Genomic DNA, 19,116 nt, shown 5'->3' with positions numbered 1-19,116 from the left:
ATCAGACTCCAGCGGGCGTACGAGCGTCGGACAGGTCGGCCGGGGAGGCCAGGTGGCCCAGCACGGCCGTTGCGGCCGCGACCTGCGGCGACACCAGGTGGGTGCGGCCGCCCTTGCCCTGCCGGCCCTCGAAGTTGCGGTTGGAGGTGGACGCGGAGCGCTCACCGGGCGCCAGCTGGTCGGGGTTCATGCCCAGGCACATCGAACAGCCCGCGTGCCGCCACTCGGCGCCGGCCTCCTTGAAGACGACGTCCAGACCCTCGGAGACGGCCTGCAGGCCCACGCGCACGGAGCCGGGGACGACCAGCATCCGTACGCCGTCGGCGACTTTGCGGCCCTTCAGCAGGTCGGCGGCGGCGCGCAGGTCCTCGATGCGGCCGTTGGTGCAGGAGCCTACGAAGACGGTGTCCACCTTGATGGAGCGCAGCGTCTGGCCGGCCTCCAACCCCATGTACTCCAGGGCCTTTTCGGCGGCGAGCCGCTCCGAAGCGTCTTCGTACGAAGCCGGGTCGGGGACGGCCGCCGAAAGCGGCGCACCCTGGCCCGGGTTGGTGCCCCAGGTGACGAACGGCGACAGCGCGGCACCGTCGATGACGACCTCGGCGTCGAACTCGGCGTCGTCGTCGGTGCGCAGCGTCTTCCAGTACGCGACGGCGGCGTCCCAGTCGGCGCCCTCGGGGGCGTGCGGGCGGCCCTTGAGGTACTCGAAGGTCGTCTCGTCGGGAGCGATCATGCCCGCGCGGGCGCCGGCCTCGATCGACATGTTGCAGATGGTCATCCGGGCCTCCATCGAGAGCTTCTCGATGGCCTCACCGCGGTACTCCAGGATGTAGCCCTGGCCGCCGCCGGTGCCGATCCTGGCGATGATCGCCAGGATCAGGTCCTTGGCGGTGACGCCCTCGGGCAGTTCGCCCTCGACCGTGATCGCCATGGTCTTCGGGCGGGCCAGGGGCAGCGTCTGGGTGGCCAGCACGTGCTCGACCTGCGAGGTGCCGATGCCGAAGGCCAGCGCGCCGAAGGCGCCGTGCGTGGAGGTGTGGGAGTCGCCGCAGACGACGGTGGTGCCCGGCTGGGTCAGACCCAGCTGCGGTCCCACCACGTGGACCACGCCCTGCTCGACGTCGCCCAGCGGGTGCAGCCGCACACCGAACTCGGCGCAGTTCTTGCGCAGGGTCTCCAGCTGGACGCGGGAGACCGGGTCGGCGATGGGCTTGTCGATGTCGAGGGTGGGGGTGTTGTGATCCTCGGTGGCGATGGTCAGGTCGAGCCTGCGCACCTGGCGGCCGCTCTTGCGGAGGCCGTCGAAAGCCTGCGGGCTGGTCACCTCGTGCAGCAGGTGCAGATCGATGTAGAGGAGGTCGGGCTCGCCCTCGGCGCGCCGGACGACATGGTCGTCCCAGACCTTCTCCGCGAGTGTCCTACCCATCGCTTTCCCTCCGGCCGGCAAGAGGTGCGCCGGCCCAACTAGAGATCTGAGGTGGCGGCACCCGCACCCCTGATGCGGGCACCAGCCGCCGGGCCCGTTCGGTGCGCGGGCCACTGTGTATCCAAGGGTTGCGCGTTCTGGAGAAAATTGAACTTGCGTTTCACAGAGTGAGACGCGAGTATCGTTGCATGGACAACAGTAGCGGCGTCGGCGTTCTGGACAAGGCGGCCCTCGTCCTGAGCGCTCTGGAGTCCGGTCCGGCCACCCTCGCGGGTCTGGTCGCGGCTACCGGACTGGCACGACCCACGGCCCACCGCCTGGCCGTGGCTCTGGAACACCACCGCATGGTGGCACGCGACATGCAGGGCCGTTTCATCCTCGGCCCGCGCCTGGCAGAACTGGCCGCGGCAGCCGGTGAGGACCGCCTCCTCGCCACGGCGGGCCCGGTGCTCACCCACCTCCGTGACGTCACCGGCGAGAGCGCGCAGCTCTACCGCCGCCAGGGCGACATGCGCATCTGCGTCGCCGCGGCGGAGCGCCTGTCCGGACTTCGGGACACCGTCCCGGTCGGCTCGACGCTCACGATGAAGGCGGGCTCCTCGGCGCAGATCCTCATGGCCTGGGAGGAGCCCGAGCGCCTGCACCGCGGCCTCCAGGGCGCCCGCTTCACGGCCACGGCCCTGTCGGGCGTGCGCCGCCGCGGCTGGGCCCAGTCCATCGGTGAGCGCGAGCCGGGCGTGGCCTCGGTCTCCGCGCCCGTGCGGGGCCCCTCCAACCGTGTGGTGGCCGCGGTCTCCGTCTCCGGCCCCATCGAGCGGCTCACCCGTCACCCGGGCCGGATGCACGCCCAGGCCGTCATCGACGCGGCGGCCCGCCTCTCCGAGGCGCTGCGCCGCACGGGCTGACCCGGCCCGGAAGAACGACCCTCCACAGGGACAGAGCAGCCTCGACGCCGCGGCGGCTCTGTCCCTGTTCTGCCGGGGCCCTGCCGGGGGCTCTGCTGGGGGCTCCCTCTCGGGGTCACGGGCCCGCATCCACGTACGGCCACGACCATGCCTCACGGTCTTCTGCGCGCCTGACGCCGGGGGTGGTGCTGTCCTGTCGCGGCTGCCGGTTGTCTGTGGCTTGTCGCGCAGTTCCCCGCGCCCCTCAAGGGGTGGTCGCCTGCGTACGTGAAGGCCGACCTGCATCCCTCCCCTCGCGGCTGCGGGTCGTGTGCGGCTTGTCACGCAGCTCCCCGCGCCCCTCAAGGGGTGGTCGCCTGCGTACGTGAAGGCCGACCCGCCTCCCTCCCCTCGCGGCCGCCAGGGTGGTCGCCGGCATGCGGTCATGCGGCGGCGTACGGCCGGCGCTCGCGGAGCGGCGTCAGCCATGTTTGGATAGCGCCGCTACCCAAGGAAAGGCGCAAGGAATGCGGCTCGCCGAACTGAGCAGACGCAGCGGTGTGTCCATCGCGACGATCAAGTACTACCTGCGCGAGGGCCTGTTGCCGCCGGGCCGGCAGATCAACGCGACCACGGCCGAGTACGACGGCACACATCTGCGACGGCTGCGGCTGGTGCGGGCGTTGATCCAGGTGGGACGGGTTCCCGTGGCGAGCGCCCGGGAGGTGCTGCGGCATGTCGACGACGAGTCCCTGGGGCGCACGATCCGGCTGGGCGCGGCCCTGTGGGAGCTGCCGCAGGGGCCCGAGCCGGACGAGGAGGACCCGGCCGCGGCCGCCGCCCGAGCCGAGGTGGACCAACTGCTGCGCATCGTCGGCTGGGAGTCGGCCCGGAAGATCGGCCCCCTCTCCCCCGTCCACCGCTCGCTGGTCGCCCTGGTGGCCGCGCTGGTCCGGCTCGGCTATCCCTGCGACGCCCAACTCATGGCTCCCTACGCGGAGTTGATGCACGAGGCGGCCAGGCGCGATCTGGACCGCACGGAGTCGTACGAGTCCGACACGGAGCGCGTCGAGATGGCGGTGGCCTCGGCGGTGCTGTTCGAGCCGGTGCTGAGGGCGCTGCACCGGCTGGCACAGGAGGAGGAGTCGGCACGGCGGTACGGGTTCGCCTGACGGTGTCAGCGGGGCACATGGCAGAAGGCCCTCCGCCGAAGCGAAGGGCCTTCCTGGATGTACCCCCGACCGGATTCGAACCGGCGCTACCGCCTTGAGAGGGCGGCGTGCTAGGCCGCTACACAACGGGGGCATGGACACTGCGTTTCCGCAGGCCCGAGCTGGTCTACCTGGACTCGAACCAAGACTAACTGAACCAGAATCAGTCGTGCTGCCAATTACACCATAGACCAATGTGGTTTAGACCAGTCAGTACCCCCGACCGGATTCGAACCGGCGCTACCGCCTTGAGAGGGCGGCGTGCTAGGCCGCTACACAACGGGGGCCCTAGCGATCCTGCATCGGGGTCAGCGGGATCTACCCAACTGTCCTCGCGGGAAGGATCTGTACCCCCGACCGGATTCGAACCGGCGCTACTGCCTTGAGAGGGCAGCGTGCTAGGCCGCTACACAACGGGGGCTTTGCAGATAAGCTCTGCGAGCTGGCCTACCTGGACTCGAACCAAGACTAACTGAACCAGAATCAGTCGTGCTGCCAATTACACCATAGGCCACTGGAACTCAAGCCCCTGAGGGGTTCTCGTTCTAGCTTGCTCCTCGGGGCTTCGGCCTTTCGGCCCACGCCCCTCGGCGCAGGAAGAACATTACCCGAAGGTGTCCGGGGCTCCAAAACGGGTATCCGAGCCGAGGACGTCCGGGAGTTCGGCGAGAGTCCTGATCCGGTGTCCGCCAGGGGGTGCGTCGCCGACGGCACAGGCTCCGTCACGGTCGAGCCACACCGACAGCAGACCCGCCTCGGCGGCCCCGCGCCCGTCGATGTCCGGGTGGTCGCCGACGTAGGCGACCTGGTGCGCGGGCAGCGACATGGCCTCGCAGGCCGCGTAGAACGCGGCCGCCTCGGGTTTGGAGACGCCCAGCTCGGCGGCGCACAGGATGGTCTCGAACCGGTCGTGCACACCGAGCACCCGCAGCTTGCGGTCCTGCACGGTCAGGCTGGAGTTGGACAGCACACCGTGCCGGTACCGGCGGGCCAGGAGGTCGAGCGCCGGCACCACGTCCGGGAACAGCGCCCAGGCCGTCTCGTAGTGAGCCACGTAACGCTCGAACCAGTCGTCCGCGTCGGCGTCCGTCAGCTCCCGGCCGAGGAAGTCCCTGACCCGGTCCCGGCGCTGCCCCTGGAAGGTCGTCTCGCCCGCCGAGAAGCGTGCCCACTGGGCGTCGGTGACCTCGCGCCAGCGCACCAGCGCCGCCCGGGCTCCCCCGAAGTCCTCCAGCAGCCCCTCGGCGGCCAGATGCGCCCGCATGCCCTCGCGGTCCGCGCTCGAATAGTCGAACAGCGTGTCGTCCACGTCCCAGACCACGGCACGGATGCTCATGCTCCGACCGTAACGCGACGGGGCCGTTCCCGGGGCGGATACGGCGAAGGGGCGGTACCCGGGACCCCGGATACCGCCCCTTCGCGCGAGTGGCTTACGCGGCCAGCTTCGCCAGTGCGGCGTCGATGCGGGCCAGCGTCGTCTCCTTGCCCAGGACCTCCAGGGACTCGAAGAGCGGGAGGCCGACGGTGCGGCCGGTGACGGCGACACGGACGGGGGCCTGGGCCTTGCCGAGCTTGAGTCCGTGGGCCTCGCCGGCCGCCAGGACGGCCTCCTTCAGGGACTCCGCCGAGGTCCAGTCGGCCGACTCCAGCTTCTCGCGGGCCGTGCGCAGCAGGGCGTCGCTGCCCTCCTTCATCGCCTTGGTCCAGCTCGCCTCGTCGAGGACCGGCTCGTCGAGGAAGAGGAAGTCGACGTTGTCGGTGATCTCCGACAGGACCTTCAGACGGGTCTGCGCGTGCGGCGCGATCGCCTGCCACTTCGACTCGTCGAAGTCCTCCGGGGCCCAGGGCGCGAACGGGGCCGTCAGCCAGGGCGCGCAGCGCTCCGTGAAGTCCTTCACATCGAGCATGCGGATGTGGTCGCCGTTGATCGACTCGCACTTCTTGAGGTCGAAGCGGGCCGGGTTGGGGTTCACGTCCTTGATGTCGAAGGCCGCGACCATCTCCTCGATCGAGAAGATGTCCTGGTCGGCCGAGAGCGACCAGCCGAGCAGGGAGAGGTAGTTGAGCAGGCCCTCGGGCAGGAAACCCTGCTCGCGGTAGAGGTTCAGCGAGGCCTGCGGGTCACGCTTGGAGAGCTTCTTGTTGCCCTCGCCCATCACGTACGGCAGGTGACCGAAGGCGGGGACGGCCCCCGCGATGCCCAGCTCGATCAGGGCCTTGTACAGCGCGATCTGGCGCGGGGTGGAGGAGAGCAGGTCCTCGCCGCGCAGGACGTGGGTGATCTCCATCAGGGCGTCGTCGACCGGGTTGACCAGCGTGTACAGCGGGGCGCCGTTCGCGCGGACGATGCCGTAGTCGGGGACGTTCTCCGGTGTGAAGGTCAGCTCGCCGCGGACCAGGTCGTCGAAGGTGATCGTCTCGTCGGGCATCCGGAAGCGGACGATCGGCGCGCGGCCCTCGGCCTGGTACCGCGTGACCTGCTCCTCGGTGAGCTCGCGGCAGTGGCCGTCGTAGCCGGACGGCTTTCCGGCCGCGCGGGCGGCCTCGCGGCGCTCGTCCAGCTCGTCCTGGGAGCAGTAGCAGCGGTAGGCGTGGCCGGCGTCCAGCAGCTTCTGCGCGACGTCCTTGTAGAGGTCCATGCGCTGCGACTGCCGGTAGGGCGCGTGCGGGCCGCCGACCTCGGGGCCCTCGTCCCAGTCGAAGCCCAGCCAGCGCATCGCGTCGAGCAGCTGGTTGTACGACTCCTCGGAGTCGCGGGCCGCGTCGGTGTCCTCGATGCGGAAGACCAGGGTGCCCTGGTGGTGCCGCGCGAACGCCCAGTTGAACAGGGCGGTGCGGACCAGGCCCACATGGGGGTTACCGGTGGGCGAGGGGCAGAAACGGACGCGTACGGGGGAGCCGGGTGCGCTAGCCACGCTTGACAACCTTGTTGGTGAGAGTGCCGATGCCTTCGATGGTGACGGCGACCTCGTCGCCGACAGCCAGGGGGCCGACCCCTGCCGGGGTGCCCGTGAGGATGACGTCGCCGGGCAGCAGCGTCATGGCCTCGGTGATGTTGACGATCAGGTCCTCGACCGAGTGGATCATCTCGCTGGTGCGGCCGAGCTGGCGCTGCTGGCCGTCGACCGTGAGCTGGATGGTGAGGTCGCCCGGGTCGAGTTCGGTCTCCACCCAGGGGCCGAGCGGGCAGGCGGTGTCGAAGCCCTTGGCCCGCGCCCACTGCTGCTCACGCTTCTGCACGTCACGGGCGGTGACGTCGTTGGCGCAGGTGTAGCCGAAGATCACGTCCTTGACGCGTTCGCGCGGGACCTCGCGGCACATGCGGCCGATGACGACCGCGAGCTCGGCCTCGTGCTGGAGGTCCTCGGTGAAGGACGGGTACTGGATGGCGTCACCGGGGCCGATCACGGAGGTGGCGGGCTTGAAGAAGGCGAACGGGGCGTCCGGCACCTCGTTGCCCAGCTCGCGCGCGTGCTCCGCGTAGTTGCGGCCGAAGGCCACGACCTTGTTGGGAAGCACCGGCGGCAGCAGCCTGACCTTGCTCAGCGGCACCTTCGTACCGGAGAGCTCGAAGTCCGCGAACGGGATGCCCTTGATGATGTCGAGGACGAGCTCGTCCTGCTTCTCGCCCTCGACCGCGCCGAAGGCGACGTTCCCGTCGATGGAGAACCTGGCGATGCGCACGGGTTGCTTGGCCCCTATGACTCGAGCTGGATCTGACGCTCCAGGCTAACGCGGCAGGCGGCGACGGCCGCGCGTAATACACGAGGGCGCCGCGGACCGGACGGGTCCGCGGCGCCCTCGAACGATCTGTGGGCCGCGTGCGTACTACTCTGCGGAGGCGCCGACGGCGACCGGCAGGTCCATGAGGACCGTGCGCCGGGGGTTGGCGGTCTGGGCGGGGAGGTCGACCGAGTGCTCCGGCTGCTCCGGGGTGAACAGTTCGCCGGTGTCATCCAGGTGGGCCAGCGTCGTGCGCCGCGGGTTGGCGGTGGTGCGGAACATGGTCCTCGTCTCCACGGGGTCGCTTGTCAGATGGTTACCTCTTGTAAAGCTTCAGGCTAAACATCCGATTCCCTGCGCAACGCGTGAAGACCCCATGATCGGCATGTGAGTTTGCTCACGAATCGATCCTCAAACCGGTCAATTCAGGCCCAAGATCGATGCCGACCAATCGGGCATTTCCCCCCTGAACCCGCCATTCCGCTCCTGATCATCGCGACTGGGACACGGGACCCACCTCGACGGATGGTGCAGGTATGTCCGCTATCCGGGCGCCGCAGGTGTACGACATGTGACGCGTCACTCACATGCTGTCACGGAGGTCACAGCCTGACCAACGGGCCTTGTTGGAGATCCTGCACTGTGCTGGAATTCCACGAACCGCCGCGGGATCGAGCCGGCGCGCAAGGGCGCAACAGCGCCGAGTGGCGGCCAGAAGGGGGAAACCGCGCCGGTCACTCACGACCATCCGGGGACGTAATTCAGGGCGGCCCCCGGATGCCGACACCGTTTTTCCGTTCACCCGGAAGAACGCCTGGTCCAGAGGTTGCGACGCTAGTGCAGGGACGTTTCAAGAGGGATGGCAGCGCTTCGGCGGGGCCGGAGCCGCATGGCGGGACGGGCCCCAAGGCCGTCAGCTCCTCGCCCCAGCACGCCCAGAACCAGGGTTCGCCCCAGCCCGACGCGGCCGACCGCGGCGGGCGTTCCGGCGTATCCGCGGCCTCGGCTCCGCCCACCCCCGGCGTGAAGCCACCGACCGGTCCGACCGGCCCCGGCCCGCGAATAGCGATGCGCAACTGGCGCATCTCCACCCGACTGGTGTCGCTGCTGGCACTCCCCGTCGTCGCCGCGACCACGCTGGGCGCGCTGCGCATCAACCAGTCGATGGAAGACATGCAGCAGCTCGACAACATGCGGCTGCTGACGGAGATGACCAAGCAGGCCACCGAGCTGGCGGCCGCGCTCCAGGAGGAGCGCGACAAGTCGGCCGGTCCGCTGGCGCACAACTCCACGGCCAACGAGCTGACGATCAAGGGCTACCGGACCAAGACGGACCGGGCCGTGACGAACTTCGTCGACGCCTCGGAGAAGATCGACGCCGCCGCCAGGGACGGCAACCTCCAGGGCGTGCGCGACACCCTCGTCGGCCTGGTGGGCGAGCTCGGCAACGTCGCCAAGATCCGCTCCAAGGCGTACGAGACCGATGACAACTCCACCCAGACGGTGGAGGCGTACCACCGCCTGATCACCCACCTGCTCGACCTCTCCCAGGACATGGCGGAGTCCACCAGCAACTCGGAGATGATCAAGCGGACGCGTGCGCTGGCGGCGTTCTCCTCCGCCAAGGAGTACGCGTCGATCCAGCGGGCCGTGCTGGCCGCCGCGCTCCCCGCCAACACCAAGACCACCGGTGACCTCTCGGAGAACGACCGCCTCTACGCCCAGTCGGCGCTGGAGAGCGAGGAGTCCGAGCTCGCCAGCTTCCGCAGCATCTACGGCGACGAGAGCGCGGCCGAGCTGCTGAAGCCGATCGAAGAGGGCAACGCGACCATCAAGGACGCCGACCTCTACGCGGACCGTGCCTTCGGCCGGGCCGACGGCCTCGCCGGCCTGGAGCGCCGCTCCTACCTGGACTGGGTGGACGACGCGTCCACCAAGATCCAGCAGATGCGCAACATCGAGACCTCGCTGCTCGACGACATGGAGCAGAAGGCCCGTGAACTGCGCAGCGAGTCCGAGCGCGAGGCGATCATCTCCGGTGCGCTCATCCTGCTCGTGCTCGGTGTGTCCCTCGTCGGCGCCTTCGTGGTCGCCCGCTCCATGATCCGCTCGCTGCGCCGCCTGCAGGAGACCGCCACCAAGGTCGCCCAGGACCGTCTGCCCGAGCTGGTCAAGCAGCTGTCCGAGGCCGACCCGCAGGACGTCGACACGTCCGTGGAGTCGGTCGGTGTGCACTCCCGGGACGAGATCGGCCAGGTGGCCGCGGCCTTCGACGACGTGCACCGCGAGGCGGTCCGCCTCGCCGCCGAGCAGGCCCTGCTGCGGGGCAATGTCAACGCGATGTTCACCAACCTCTCGCGCCGCTCCCAGGGTCTGATCCAGCGCCAGCTGTCGCTGATCTCCGAGCTGGAGTCCCGCGAGGCGGACCCGGACCAGCTGGCCTCGCTGTTCAAGCTGGACCACCTCGCCACGCGTATGCGCCGTAACGGTGAGAACCTCCTCGTCCTCGCGGGTGAGGAGCCCGGCCGCCGCTGGACCCGCCCGGTCCCGCTGGTCGACGTGCTCCGTGCCGCCGCGTCCGAGGTGGAGCAGTACGAGCGCATCGAACTGGCCGCGGTCCCGACCACGCAGGTCGCCGGCCGCGTCGTCAACGACCTCGTGCACCTGCTCGCCGAGCTGCTGGAGAACGCGACCTCGTTCTCCTCGCCGCAGACCAAGGTCAAGGTCACCGGTCACGCCCTGCCCGACGGCCGGGTGCTGATCGAGATCCACGACACGGGCATCGGTCTCTCCCCCGAGGACCTCGCGGCGATCAACGAGCGCCTCGCCTCTCCCCCGACGGTGGACGTCTCCGTCTCCCGCCGCATGGGCCTCTTCGTGGTCGGCCGTCTGTCGCAGCGGCACGGCATCCGCATCCAGCTGCGCCCCTCCGACTCCGGTGGCACGACCGCGCTGGTCATGCTGCCCGTCGATGTCGCCCAGGGCGGCAAGAAGCCTCAGCCCAAGCCCGTTCAGGGTGCCGGCGGCGGTCCGGCCGCGGCTCAGGCCGCAGCCGGCGCGGCCGCGGCCCGCCGCCAGAACGGCGGTGCTCTCGGCGGCGGTGCTCCCGCCGCGGGCGGTGGCCTGCTCGGCGGCGGACAGGGTCCGCGCGCCGCGCTGCCCGGCCGTGACGGTGCCCGACCGGGTGCGCAGTCCGGCGCCATGGGCGGCGCCGGTGCGCCGGGTGGCCCCGGTGGTGCCCGCGGCCCGCAGGGTCTGTCCGCCCCGCAGGCGCCCGCGGCCCCGCAGGGTCCCGGCCACCAGCAGCAGGCCCCCGGCGGCCGACAGGGCCGTCCCGCCCCGGCCGGGGCCGGCTTCGGCCAGGCGCCCGCCGCTCCCCAGAACTTCCAGTCCACCGGCGCGGGCCAGGGTCAGGGTCAGGACGCCTTCGGCGCCACCCGCGGCCCGGTGCCCCCGCAGCGCGGCAACGCGGGCGCCGAGCAGGGCGGCGGTCCCCGCGGCCGCCGGCCCCAGCTGCCGCCGCGCGGCGGTGCGCGGCCCGAGCTGCCCGGCGGACCGCAGCAGCCGCAGCGGTCCGGCTGGACCGACGAGTCCGCGCAGCCGCAGGTCTCGCGCGCCTCGCTGGACGCCCCGCGCGGCCACGAGGAGCCCGATGTCGCCTCGACGGGCCGACTGCCCCGCGTCGACGACCGCTCCGGTCCCGGTGCCACCACCGAGATGCCGGCGATCCCGCGCGGCGACGAGCGCCAGGGCCTGCCCCCCGCGCCCTCCGACTACGCCCGCCCAGGTGCGAACGGCCCGCAGGACACAGGCCAGTTCGCCCGCCAGGACCTCTACGGCCAGCAGCCGCAGGGCTACGAGAACAACGCCACGGGCCAGTTCCCCGCCCCGCAGGGCTACCAGAACGGCTCCACCGGCCAGTTCCCGGCCGTCCAGGGCTACGACAACGGCTCCACCGGTCAGTTCGAGCGGCCGCAGCAGCAGGGCAACGCCGACTTCGGCCGCCCGGCCTCTCCGCAGCGTCCGCAGGCGCGGCCCGCCCGCCAGGAGCCGGAGGCGCTGCCGCCGGCCCCGACGCCGGGCGACGGCCGTACGCCGCTGTACGACACACTGGAGACCAACTGGTTCCGTCAGGAGCGCCAGGCGGAGGCGGGCCCGGCTCCGGCCGCACCGCCGCAGCAGCCGCCGGCCGCTCCCGCACCTCAGCGTCCCGCGACCGGAGCCTGGCGCAGCTCGCCGAACGACGACCTCGTCCGGCAGGCCGAGCGCGTCCGGCAGCCGGCCGCGGGCGGCATCACCACCTCCGGCCTTCCGCGCCGGGTGCCCAGGGCGAACCTCGTCCCGGGTACGGCTCAGCAGCAGGAGAACCAAACCGGTCCGCAGGTCTCGCGCGCGCCTGACGACGTGCGCGGGCGGCTGACCAACCTCCGTCGGGGCATCGCCCAGGGCCGTCAGGCCGGCAACGGCCAGACCGGCAGCTTCCCCAGCCCCACTCACCAGCAGGAGCGTTAGTTGAGCCAGATGAGCCAGGCCGCACAGAACCTCAACTGGTTGATCACCAACTTCGTGGACAACACCCCCGGGGTGTCCCACACGGTCGTGGTGTCCGCCGACGGCCTCCTCCTGGCCATGTCGGAGGGCTTCCCGCGCGACCGCGCCGACCAGCTGGCGGCTGTCGCGTCGGGGCTCACCTCGCTGACGGCCGGAGCCTCCCGGATCTTCGAGGGCGGCAGCGTCGCACAGACCGTGGTCGAGATGGAGCGAGGATTCCTCTTCCTCATGTCCGTCTCGGACGGCTCGTCGCTCGCCGTGCTCGCGCACCCCGAGTGCGACATCGGTCTGGTCGGCTACGAGATGGCGCTGCTCGTCGACCGCGCGGGTGCGGTGCTCACGCCCGACCTGCGCGCCGAACTCCAGGGAAGTCTGCTTCACTGACCGGCCCCGGATCCACCCGCCTCACCAAATCACCGTTCGGCCGACACAATCCCCCCACCGGCCCTGCTCAGACGGCACGACCGACCGAGACTTGTTGTCCCGCCCGGAGGATTCATGACCCCGCCCACCGCCTCTCATGATCCGTACGCAGATGATCCGTACGGGGACGAGGGCGACCAGCCGCTGGTCCGGCCGTACGCCATGACCGGCGGCCGGACCCGGCCGCGCTACCAGCTCGCCATCGAGGCGCTGATCAGCACCACGGCCGACCCGGCTGCGCTCATGGGGCTCCTGCCGGAGCACCAGCGCATCTGCCATCTGTGCCGTGAGGTGAAGTCGGTCGCGGAGGTCTCCGCCCTGCTGTCCATGCCGCTCGGCGTGGCGCGGATCCTCGTGGCCGACCTCGCCGAGGCCGGCCTCGTCGCCATTCACCAGCCGGGTGGCGACGAAGCCACCGGCGCGCCTGACGTGACACTGCTCGAAAGGGTGCTCAGTGGACTTCGCAAGCTCTAGCGCCGGGCCGGTCTCCACCGCTCGGTCCACCACCTCCGCGAAGATCGTGGTGGCGGGCGGCTTCGGCGTGGGCAAGACCACGTTCGTCGGTGCCGTCTCGGAGATCAACCCGCTGCGCACCGAGGCCGTCATGACGTCCGCGTCCGCGGGCATCGACGACCTCACCCACACCGGGGACAAGACGACCACCACGGTCGCCATGGACTTCGGCCGCATCACCCTCGACCAGGACCTGATCCTGTACCTCTTCGGTACCCCGGGCCAGGACCGCTTCTGGTTCATGTGGGACGACCTCGTCCGCGGCGCCATCGGCGCCGTCGTCCTCGTCGACACCCGACGCCTCGCCGACTGCTTCCCCGCCGTCGACTACTTCGAGAACAGCGGCCTGCCCTTCGTCGTCGCCCTCAACGGCTTCGACGGACACCAGCCCTACAACCCCGAAGAAGTCCGCGAAGCACTCCAGATCGGCCCCGACACCCCGATCATCACCACCGACGCCAGACACCGGGCCGACGCCAAGTCCGCCCTGATCACCCTGGTCGAACACGCCCTCATGGCCCGCCTGCGGTAGGCGGCCAAATCTGCAGTGCCGTACGGCAGTTGCCGTAGACGTTCCGGAGCCGGCTGTGGCCTTAGACACGGCCGGCTTCGGTGTTCATAACGTTTCGGCAGAGGAATCCGGTGGTACCGACACGCGTCGCGGTCGGGCCGTCTCACTGTGCGCACGAAAGCCCCGCCATTTGGCGGGGCTCGCTCTTTATGACCGTTTTATCTGGGGCTCACAAGATCGGAATCCGCCCTGTTCCCATGTTTGGTCCAGCACCGGTTGACGTGCTGGAATGCCTGAACTGCCCAATAGTCAAAGTCGTACTTCATGGTCGATGGAGATCTGGGCTCTGAGACACTGCGGCACAACGTTGGTGCCGACCGCCGGAAGGTTGTTGGTCGAGTGAGGCGAAGCAAGAACGGTCCCGAGCCGCCCGCCCGGGGCAACTTCACCCCGCCCCCGCGTGGAGCGGCGCCTGCCCCGGTGCCCGGCTCGGAGCCCGCGGCGGCCCCCGTCGAGAGCGGTGGCCGGTTCTCCCCGCGCAACTGGCGGGTGCCGACCCGGCTGAACGCGATCCTGCTCATACCCGTGCTGGTCGGCCTCGTCATGGGCGGCTTCCAGGTGAAGAGCTCGATCGACACCTGGCAGTCGGCCGAGGACGCCGAGAAGGTGGCGCTCCTGGTGCGCGCCGCCGACGAGTACGGCCAGGCCCTGCTCGACGAGCGCGACCTGAGCGCCCCCGACCTGCTGGGCGGCCAGGGCGCGACGAACCAGGTCGAGCAGTTGCGGGCCGCCACCGACGCGGCCAAGGGCAAGTTCGACGAGGCCGCGCAGGAGATGCCGGACACGGCGTCCCTGCAGCGCCGTATGGAGCTGTTCCGCTCCAACGAGAGCAAGCTCGACGCGCTGCGCAAGGCCGCCTACACCACGGCGATGGACCCGGTGAAGACCGAGGAGGGCTACGTCGCCGTCCAGCACGGTCTGATGGAGTTCGCCAACGAGCTGAGCCTGAGCTCCGGCAACGTCACCAGCTACGGCCGTACCGTGTACGCCGTCTCGCTGGCCAAGGCCGCCGCCTCGCTCCAGCGCTCGATCGGCACGCACCTGCTGGTGCGTCCGAGCGAGAAGGACAGCCTGGCCCAGCAGCAGCGGGTCTCCCTGGTCTCCTACCGCTACCTCGAAGGCATCGCGGTCAACGAGTTCGTCTCCGGTGCCACGGAGTCCGACGTCGACCGGCTCGACGAGGTCATGGCCGGGCAGCGCAAGGCCGTCGGTGACAAGGGCACCGCGGTCGACGCCGGCCAGAACTCCTCCACGCAGGGCGGCGTCTACTCCGCCATGCCCGCCGCCGACCGCATGGTCGAGGGCATCGCCTCGGGTCTGTTCACCACTGCGCAGCTCGCCGAGAAGGGCGTGACCGTCAAGAACTGGATGGGCGCCTCCACGGCGAAGTACCAGGGCTACAACACGGTCGAGACCGAGCTCGTGGACAAGGCGGTGGACGCCGCCCAGGTGATCGCCGACGACGCCAAGCAGGACGCGTTCGTCACCGGCGGCATCACCGTGGTCGCGCTGCTCGCCGCGTTCATCCTGGCCGGCATGGTCGCCCGCCAGATGTCCCGGTCGATGCGCCAGCTGCGCAACGCCGCCTTCGGCATCGCCGAGCAGCGTCTGCCGATGCTGGTCGACCAGCTCTCGCGCACCGACCCCGGCCGGGTCGACACCCGGGTCGCGCCGATCCCGATCACGTCCACGGACGAGATCGGCGAGGTCGCCCGCGCCTTCGACCAGGTCCACCGCGAGGCCGTCCGGCTCGCCGCCGAGCAGGCCCTGCTGCGGGGCAACATCAACGCGATCTTCACCAACCTGTCGCGCCGCAACCAGTCGCTGATCGAGGGCCAGCTGACCCTGATCACCGACCTGGAGAACAACGAGGCCGACCCGGACCAGCTGGAGAACCTCTTCCGCCTGGACCACCTGGCCACCCGTATGCGCCGCAACGGCGAGAACCTCCTGGTCCTCGCCGGTGAGGAGCCCGGCCGCCGCTGGGAGCAGCCGGTCCCGCTGGTGGACGTGCTGCGCGCCGCCTCCTCCGAGGTGGAGCAGTACGAGCGCATCGAGCTGTCCGGCGTCCCCGAGGCCGAGATCCACGGCCGCGCGGTCACCGACCTCGTGCACCTGCTGGCCGAGCTGCTGGAGAACGCCACCACGTTCTCCTCGCCGCAGACCAAGGTCCGCGTCACCGCGACCCGTCTGCCCGACGGCCGCGTCATGATCGAGATCCACGACAAGGGCATCGGCCTGACGGCCGAGGACTTCGCGGACATCAACCACAAGCTGGCCAACCCGCCGACCGTGGACGCCGCGATCTCCCAGCGCATGGGTCTGTTCGTGGTCGGCCGGCTGTCCGACCGGCACGGCATCCGGGTCCAGCTGCGCCCCTCGGGCGAGCAGGCCGGCACCACCTCGCTGGTCATGCTGCCGGACGCGATCACGCACGGTGGCGGTGGCGAGCCCGCGATGGCGGGCGACCAGTTCACCGTCTCGCAGATCATCCCGGAGCGGCAGTTCAGCGGGGAGAGCTTCAACCAGCAGCAGCCGCTGCTCACCGCCGCCGAACTCGGCTTCGACGACAGCCGCTACACCGAGGTCCCGGACGACATCCGTGACCTGGACCCGGTGGGCCGTTCGCTGATGCGCGGGGGGCGTCGCGCGGAACTGGAGGCCCGGACGCACGGGCAGCCCGGTCCGGACGGCGCCGAGGGACCCGGCTACGACGAGTTCACCGGGCGGCCCTACGCCGATGGCCAGGGCGGCTACCCGGACGAGTCGGAGTCGTACGGCCAGCAGACGGCGTACGACGACCAGCAGCAGGGTGCGTACGACGAGCAGTACTACGCGCCCAACGGCGGCCTGCCCCGGGACGACGGTTTCTCGTCCCCCGGCGGCTATCCCGAGCCCAGCTATGCGGAGGCCGCTCAGGCTGAGCCCGCGACGGTGCCCACCGGCGCCTCGGAAGACTTCTCCGGTTACGAGGAGCAGTCCTACCAGGCAGACTGGCAGCAGCAGAGCGGCTACCAGAACGGCTACCCGGACCCGTACGCTCCGCAAGCGGAATCCCCGCAGGCCCCTGACGCGGGTGAGCGTGACCGTGTAGGTTTCGACCGTCCGGACGCGGCTTCCAGCACCGGACACGCGCTGACCGACGCAGGGCTTCCGCGTCGCGGCTCCACCCCTGGTGGCGCGAACGGCGCACGGCCCGCCGACCGCGGGGCACCGGCGTCCGCGCCGCAGCCCGACAGCGTCTGGCGCTCGGCGAACGACGAGCGCTGGCAGCAGGCCTCGCAGCTCAAGAAGCCCAAGGCGGGCGGGGTCACCTCCTCCGGCCTGCCGAGGCGGGTACCCAAGGCGAACCTGGTCGAGGGCACCGCGGAATCGACCCCGCAGGGCGGCCCACAGGTCTCCCGCGCCCCCGAGGACGTACGGGGCAGGTTGAGCAACCTGCGCCGGGGTGTCCAGCGGGGACGCAGCGCAGGAAGTGAAACGAACGGTCAGGGCTTCGGTCCTGACAGCACCTACAACCAGGAGCGTTAGTGTGAGCCCGATGAGCCAGGCGGCACAGAACCTGAACTGGTTGATCACCAACTTCGTGGACAACACCCCCGGGGTGTCCCACACCGTGGTGGTCTCCGCCGACGGACTCCTTCTGGCGATGTCCGAAGGCTTCCCCCGCGACCGGGCCGATCAGCTCGCGGCCGTCGCCTCCGGTCTGACCTCGCTGACCGCCGGTGCCTCGCGCATCTTCGAGGGCGGCAGCGTGAACCAGACGGTTGTGGAGATGGAGCGGGGATTCCTGTTCATCATGTCCATCTCCGACGGTTCGTCGCTCGCGGTTCTCGCACACCCCGATGCGGACATCGGTCTCATCGGGTACGAGATGGCGCTTCTGGTGGATCGGGCGGGCACGGTTCTCACACCGGACCTGCGTGCGGAACTCCAGGGCAGCCTTCTCAACTAAGAAACGGACGGTGCGTTTTCGCCTCCCGAGACCGTAAGGTTTCGGGACGCGGCTCCACATGGATGGGTGCCCGGCACAGTCGGAGGAGGAGAAAGTGGCAACACCCCCAAGCGGTTCATCGGGTAACTGGTCGTACGACCCGGCCCAGGGTCAGAACGACGGTTCCCAGAACCGGTACAACTTCCCCTCCGCGCCGGGCCACCGGCAGCCGTACGCTCCGCAGGGCCCCGGTCCTTCGCCGTACGACCAGCCGCAGGCTCCGCGCATCCAGCCGGTGCAGCCGCGACGTGCCCCTGAGCCGGCGCCCGCAGGGGCGACGAACAACCCCCTGGTGCGTCCGTACGCCATGACGGGCGGCCGCACCAGGCCCCGGTACCAGCTCGCCATCGAGGCGCTGGTGCACACCACCGCAGCTCCGCACCAGATGCAGGGGCAGTTGCCCGAGCATCAGCGGATCTGCAATCTGTGCCGGGAGATCAAGTCGGTGGCCGAGATCTCGGCCCTGCTGACGATCCCCCTCGGCGTGGCCAGGATCCTCGTCGCCGACTTGGCGGAGGCGGGCCTGGTCGCCATCCATCAGCCCGGCGGCGCCGAGAACGCCGGTGGCCAGCCTGACGTGACACTGCTCGAAAGGGTGCTCAGTGGACTTCGCAAGCTCTAGCGGCGGTCCTTCCCGCTCCACCACCTCAGCGAAGATCGTGGTGGCGGGCGGCTTCGGCGTGGGCAAGACCACGTTCGTCGGTGCCGTCTCGGAGATCAACCCGCTGCGCACCGAGGCCGTCATGACGTCCGCGTCCGCGGGCATCGACGACCTCACCCACACCGGGGACAAGACGACCACCACGGTCGCCATGGACTTCGGCCGCATCACCCTCGACCAGGACCTGATCCTGTACCTCTTCGGTACCCCGGGCCAGGACCGCTTCTGGTTCATGTGGGACGACCTCGTCCGCGGCGCCATCGGCGCCGTCGTCCTCGTCGACACCCGACGCCTCGCCGACTGCTTCCCCGCCGTCGACTACTTCGAGAACAGCGGCCTGCCCTTCGTCGTCGCCCTCAACGGCTTCGACGGACACCAGCCCTACAACCCCGAAGAAGTCCGCGAAGCACTCCAGATCGGCCCCGACACCCCGATCATCACCACCGACGCCAGAGGCCGGGCCGACGCCAAGTCCGCCCTGATCACCCTGGTCGAACACGCCCTCATGGCCCGCCTGCGGTAATCCTCCTCCCGCGGTCGGCGCAGAACCTCGCGGCCACCGAGCTGCCCCGGACGGTCCTCGACCGTCCGCAGTGGGCGGTGGCCGTTCGCGCAGTCCCCGCGCCCCCTTCCACGGCATGCAGCAGGGCCCCTCTCGTGGTGAGAGGGGCCCTGCTGTTTCGTCCGGGTGGGCTCAGCGCCAGCTGTGCGGTGCGCGGAAGCCGGACTCGCGCTCCAGTCGGCGCCAGCCGGCACGGGGGCGGCCCGGGTGGGCCTGGTCGCCGGCCGGCTGGGCGGCCGCGCGGGCCAGGAGGATCGCCGTGAGAGCGGCGACCTCCTCGGGGTCGGCGTGGCCCTTCTCGACGCGGATGTCAGGGGAGTTCATAGGTCTCAGTCTCCGTGAGAGAGGTTTCCGCGGGGGTACCGCGGATGATCCGCTGGGTTACTGCGGGGGGTTGCCGTGCTTGCGGGACGGCAGGTCGGCGTGCTTGGTCTGGAGCATCGCCAGGGACTTGATCAGCACCTCGCGGGTCTCGGCGGGGTCGATGACGTCGTCGACCAGGCCGCGCTCGGCCGCGTAGTACGGGTGCATCAGCTCGGCCTTGTACTCCTTGACCATGCGGGCCCGCATGGCCTCGGGGTCCTCGGCGTCGGCGAT

General features: G+C 70.4%; 17 protein-coding genes and 5 tRNA genes. 10 read left to right on the top strand and 12 right to left on the bottom strand.

Annotated features, from left to right (window positions below; genetic code table 11):
• Position 1 precedes the first annotated feature (1 nt).
• The gene (gene leuC, locus ABZZ79_RS25710) at positions 2-1,426 is read right to left on the bottom strand and encodes a 3-isopropylmalate dehydratase large subunit (RefSeq protein ID WP_356692432.1); all 1,425 of its coding nucleotides are present in this window, start codon (positions 1,424-1,426) and stop codon (positions 2-4) included.
• A gap of 188 nt (positions 1,427-1,614) precedes the next feature.
• Here leuC and ndgR point away from each other — a divergent pair, with 188 nt between their 5' ends.
• Positions 1,615-2,331 carry an IclR family transcriptional regulator NdgR gene (gene ndgR, locus ABZZ79_RS25705; RefSeq protein ID WP_015036427.1) on the top strand — a complete coding sequence of 239 codons (717 nt, stop codon included), beginning with the start codon at positions 1,615-1,617 and terminating at the stop codon, positions 2,329-2,331.
• A gap of 506 nt (positions 2,332-2,837) precedes the next feature.
• A complete protein-coding gene (locus ABZZ79_RS25700; protein ID WP_356692430.1) occupies positions 2,838-3,482 on the top strand; it encodes a MerR family transcriptional regulator in 645 nt (214 codons plus the stop codon).
• A gap of 60 nt (positions 3,483-3,542) precedes the next feature.
• Here ABZZ79_RS25700 and ABZZ79_RS25695 read toward each other — a convergent pair.
• The 9 genes from ABZZ79_RS25695 to ABZZ79_RS25655 form a co-directional block, all read right to left on the bottom strand.
• A tRNA-Glu gene (locus ABZZ79_RS25695) sits at positions 3,543-3,615 on the bottom strand.
• Positions 3,616-3,643: 28 nt separating this feature from the next.
• A tRNA-Gln gene (locus tag ABZZ79_RS25690) sits at positions 3,644-3,715 on the bottom strand.
• Positions 3,716-3,735: 20 nt separating this feature from the next.
• Positions 3,736-3,808: transfer RNA gene (locus ABZZ79_RS25685), tRNA-Glu, on the bottom strand.
• Between the two features lie 61 nt (positions 3,809-3,869).
• Positions 3,870-3,942: transfer RNA gene (locus ABZZ79_RS25680), tRNA-Glu, on the bottom strand.
• 21 nt (positions 3,943-3,963) lie between these two features.
• Positions 3,964-4,035: transfer RNA gene (locus ABZZ79_RS25675), tRNA-Gln, on the bottom strand.
• A gap of 90 nt (positions 4,036-4,125) precedes the next feature.
• The gene (locus ABZZ79_RS25670; protein ID WP_356692428.1) at positions 4,126-4,857 is read right to left on the bottom strand and encodes an HAD family hydrolase; all 732 of its coding nucleotides are present in this window, start codon (positions 4,855-4,857) and stop codon (positions 4,126-4,128) included.
• A 94-nt stretch (positions 4,858-4,951) separates the two neighbouring features.
• Positions 4,952-6,436 (bottom strand): glutamate--tRNA ligase, encoded by a 1,485-nt coding sequence (gltX, locus tag ABZZ79_RS25665; RefSeq protein ID WP_356692426.1) that lies wholly within the window; start codon positions 6,434-6,436, stop codon positions 4,952-4,954.
• Positions 6,429-7,205, bottom strand: coding sequence for a fumarylacetoacetate hydrolase family protein (locus ABZZ79_RS25660; RefSeq protein ID WP_356692424.1), 777 nt, complete (start codon positions 7,203-7,205; stop codon positions 6,429-6,431). Before ABZZ79_RS25660 ends, gltX begins: the two co-directional genes overlap by 8 nt.
• 144 nt (positions 7,206-7,349) lie before the next feature.
• A complete protein-coding gene (locus ABZZ79_RS25655) occupies positions 7,350-7,526 on the bottom strand; it encodes a hypothetical protein (RefSeq protein WP_356692422.1) in 177 nt (58 codons plus the stop codon).
• Between the two features lie 555 nt (positions 7,527-8,081).
• On the opposite strand from ABZZ79_RS25655, the gene ABZZ79_RS25650 reads away from it, so the two are divergent.
• From ABZZ79_RS25650 to ABZZ79_RS25615, 8 genes are all read left to right on the top strand, one after another.
• Positions 8,082-11,756 carry a nitrate- and nitrite sensing domain-containing protein gene (locus ABZZ79_RS25650; RefSeq protein ID WP_356692420.1) on the top strand — a complete coding sequence of 1,225 codons (3,675 nt, stop codon included), beginning with the start codon at positions 8,082-8,084 and terminating at the stop codon, positions 11,754-11,756.
• Positions 11,757-11,765: 9 nt separating this feature from the next.
• A complete protein-coding gene (locus ABZZ79_RS25645) occupies positions 11,766-12,179 on the top strand; it encodes a roadblock/LC7 domain-containing protein (RefSeq protein ID WP_003993189.1) in 414 nt (137 codons plus the stop codon).
• Between the two features lie 114 nt (positions 12,180-12,293).
• Entirely contained in the window at positions 12,294-12,692 is a 399-nt protein-coding gene (locus ABZZ79_RS25640) for a DUF742 domain-containing protein (protein WP_356692418.1), read from the top strand.
• Positions 12,673-13,263: an ATP/GTP-binding protein gene (locus ABZZ79_RS25635; protein ID WP_356692416.1), complete on the top strand. Its 591-nt coding sequence runs from the start codon at positions 12,673-12,675 to the stop codon at positions 13,261-13,263. The genes ABZZ79_RS25640 and ABZZ79_RS25635 overlap by 20 nt, the downstream gene beginning before the upstream one ends.
• 378 nt (positions 13,264-13,641) lie before the next feature.
• Entirely contained in the window at positions 13,642-16,833 is a 3,192-nt protein-coding gene (locus tag ABZZ79_RS25630; protein WP_356692414.1) for a nitrate- and nitrite sensing domain-containing protein, read from the top strand.
• A 10-nt stretch (positions 16,834-16,843) separates the two neighbouring features.
• Positions 16,844-17,257 (top strand): roadblock/LC7 domain-containing protein, encoded by a 414-nt coding sequence (locus ABZZ79_RS25625; RefSeq protein ID WP_055493648.1) that lies wholly within the window; start codon positions 16,844-16,846, stop codon positions 17,255-17,257.
• A gap of 94 nt (positions 17,258-17,351) precedes the next feature.
• Entirely contained in the window at positions 17,352-17,918 is a 567-nt protein-coding gene (locus ABZZ79_RS25620; protein ID WP_356692412.1) for a DUF742 domain-containing protein, read from the top strand.
• Entirely contained in the window at positions 17,899-18,480 is a 582-nt protein-coding gene (locus ABZZ79_RS25615; protein WP_356692410.1) for an ATP/GTP-binding protein, read from the top strand. The genes ABZZ79_RS25620 and ABZZ79_RS25615 overlap by 20 nt, the downstream gene beginning before the upstream one ends.
• A gap of 171 nt (positions 18,481-18,651) precedes the next feature.
• Here the strand turns inward: ABZZ79_RS25615 and ABZZ79_RS25610 are convergent, their stop codons facing one another.
• Both ABZZ79_RS25610 and ABZZ79_RS25605 read right to left on the bottom strand, forming a co-directional pair.
• Positions 18,652-18,843, bottom strand: a complete 192-nt coding sequence (locus tag ABZZ79_RS25610; protein ID WP_356692408.1) for an acyl-CoA carboxylase subunit epsilon — start codon at positions 18,841-18,843, stop codon at positions 18,652-18,654.
• A 57-nt stretch (positions 18,844-18,900) separates the two neighbouring features.
• Positions 18,901-19,116, bottom strand: a 216-nt coding sequence (locus ABZZ79_RS25605) for a carboxyl transferase domain-containing protein (protein ID WP_356692406.1), incomplete at its 5' end; no start/stop codon positions are given.

It is taken from the genome of Streptomyces sp. NPDC006458, assembly GCF_040612135.1.
GTDB lineage: Bacteria > Actinomycetota > Actinomycetes > Streptomycetales > Streptomycetaceae > Streptomyces.
The sequence above is the reverse complement of the archived record's forward strand: the minus strand, read 5'-3'. Positions and strand labels throughout refer to the sequence as shown.

Coding starts and splice junctions, on each gene's coding strand:
- ABZZ79_RS25625 (WP_055493648.1), top strand. CDS start 16,844: ATGAGCCAGGCGGCACAGAACCTGAACTGGTTGATCACCAACTTCGTG.
- ABZZ79_RS25610 (WP_356692408.1), bottom strand. CDS start 18,843: ATGAACTCCCCTGACATCCGCGTCGAGAAGGGCCACGCCGACCCCGAG.
- ABZZ79_RS25670 (WP_356692428.1), bottom strand. CDS start 4,857: ATGAGCATCCGTGCCGTGGTCTGGGACGTGGACGACACGCTGTTCGAC.
- ABZZ79_RS25700 (WP_356692430.1), top strand. CDS start 2,838: ATGCGGCTCGCCGAACTGAGCAGACGCAGCGGTGTGTCCATCGCGACG.
- ABZZ79_RS25640 (WP_356692418.1), top strand. CDS start 12,294: ATGACCCCGCCCACCGCCTCTCATGATCCGTACGCAGATGATCCGTAC.
- ABZZ79_RS25655 (WP_356692422.1), bottom strand. CDS start 7,526: ATGTTCCGCACCACCGCCAACCCGCGGCGCACGACGCTGGCCCACCTG.
- ABZZ79_RS25645 (WP_003993189.1), top strand. CDS start 11,766: ATGAGCCAGGCCGCACAGAACCTCAACTGGTTGATCACCAACTTCGTG.
- ndgR (WP_015036427.1), top strand. CDS start 1,615: ATGGACAACAGTAGCGGCGTCGGCGTTCTGGACAAGGCGGCCCTCGTC.
- leuC (WP_356692432.1), bottom strand. CDS start 1,426: ATGGGTAGGACACTCGCGGAGAAGGTCTGGGACGACCATGTCGTCCGG.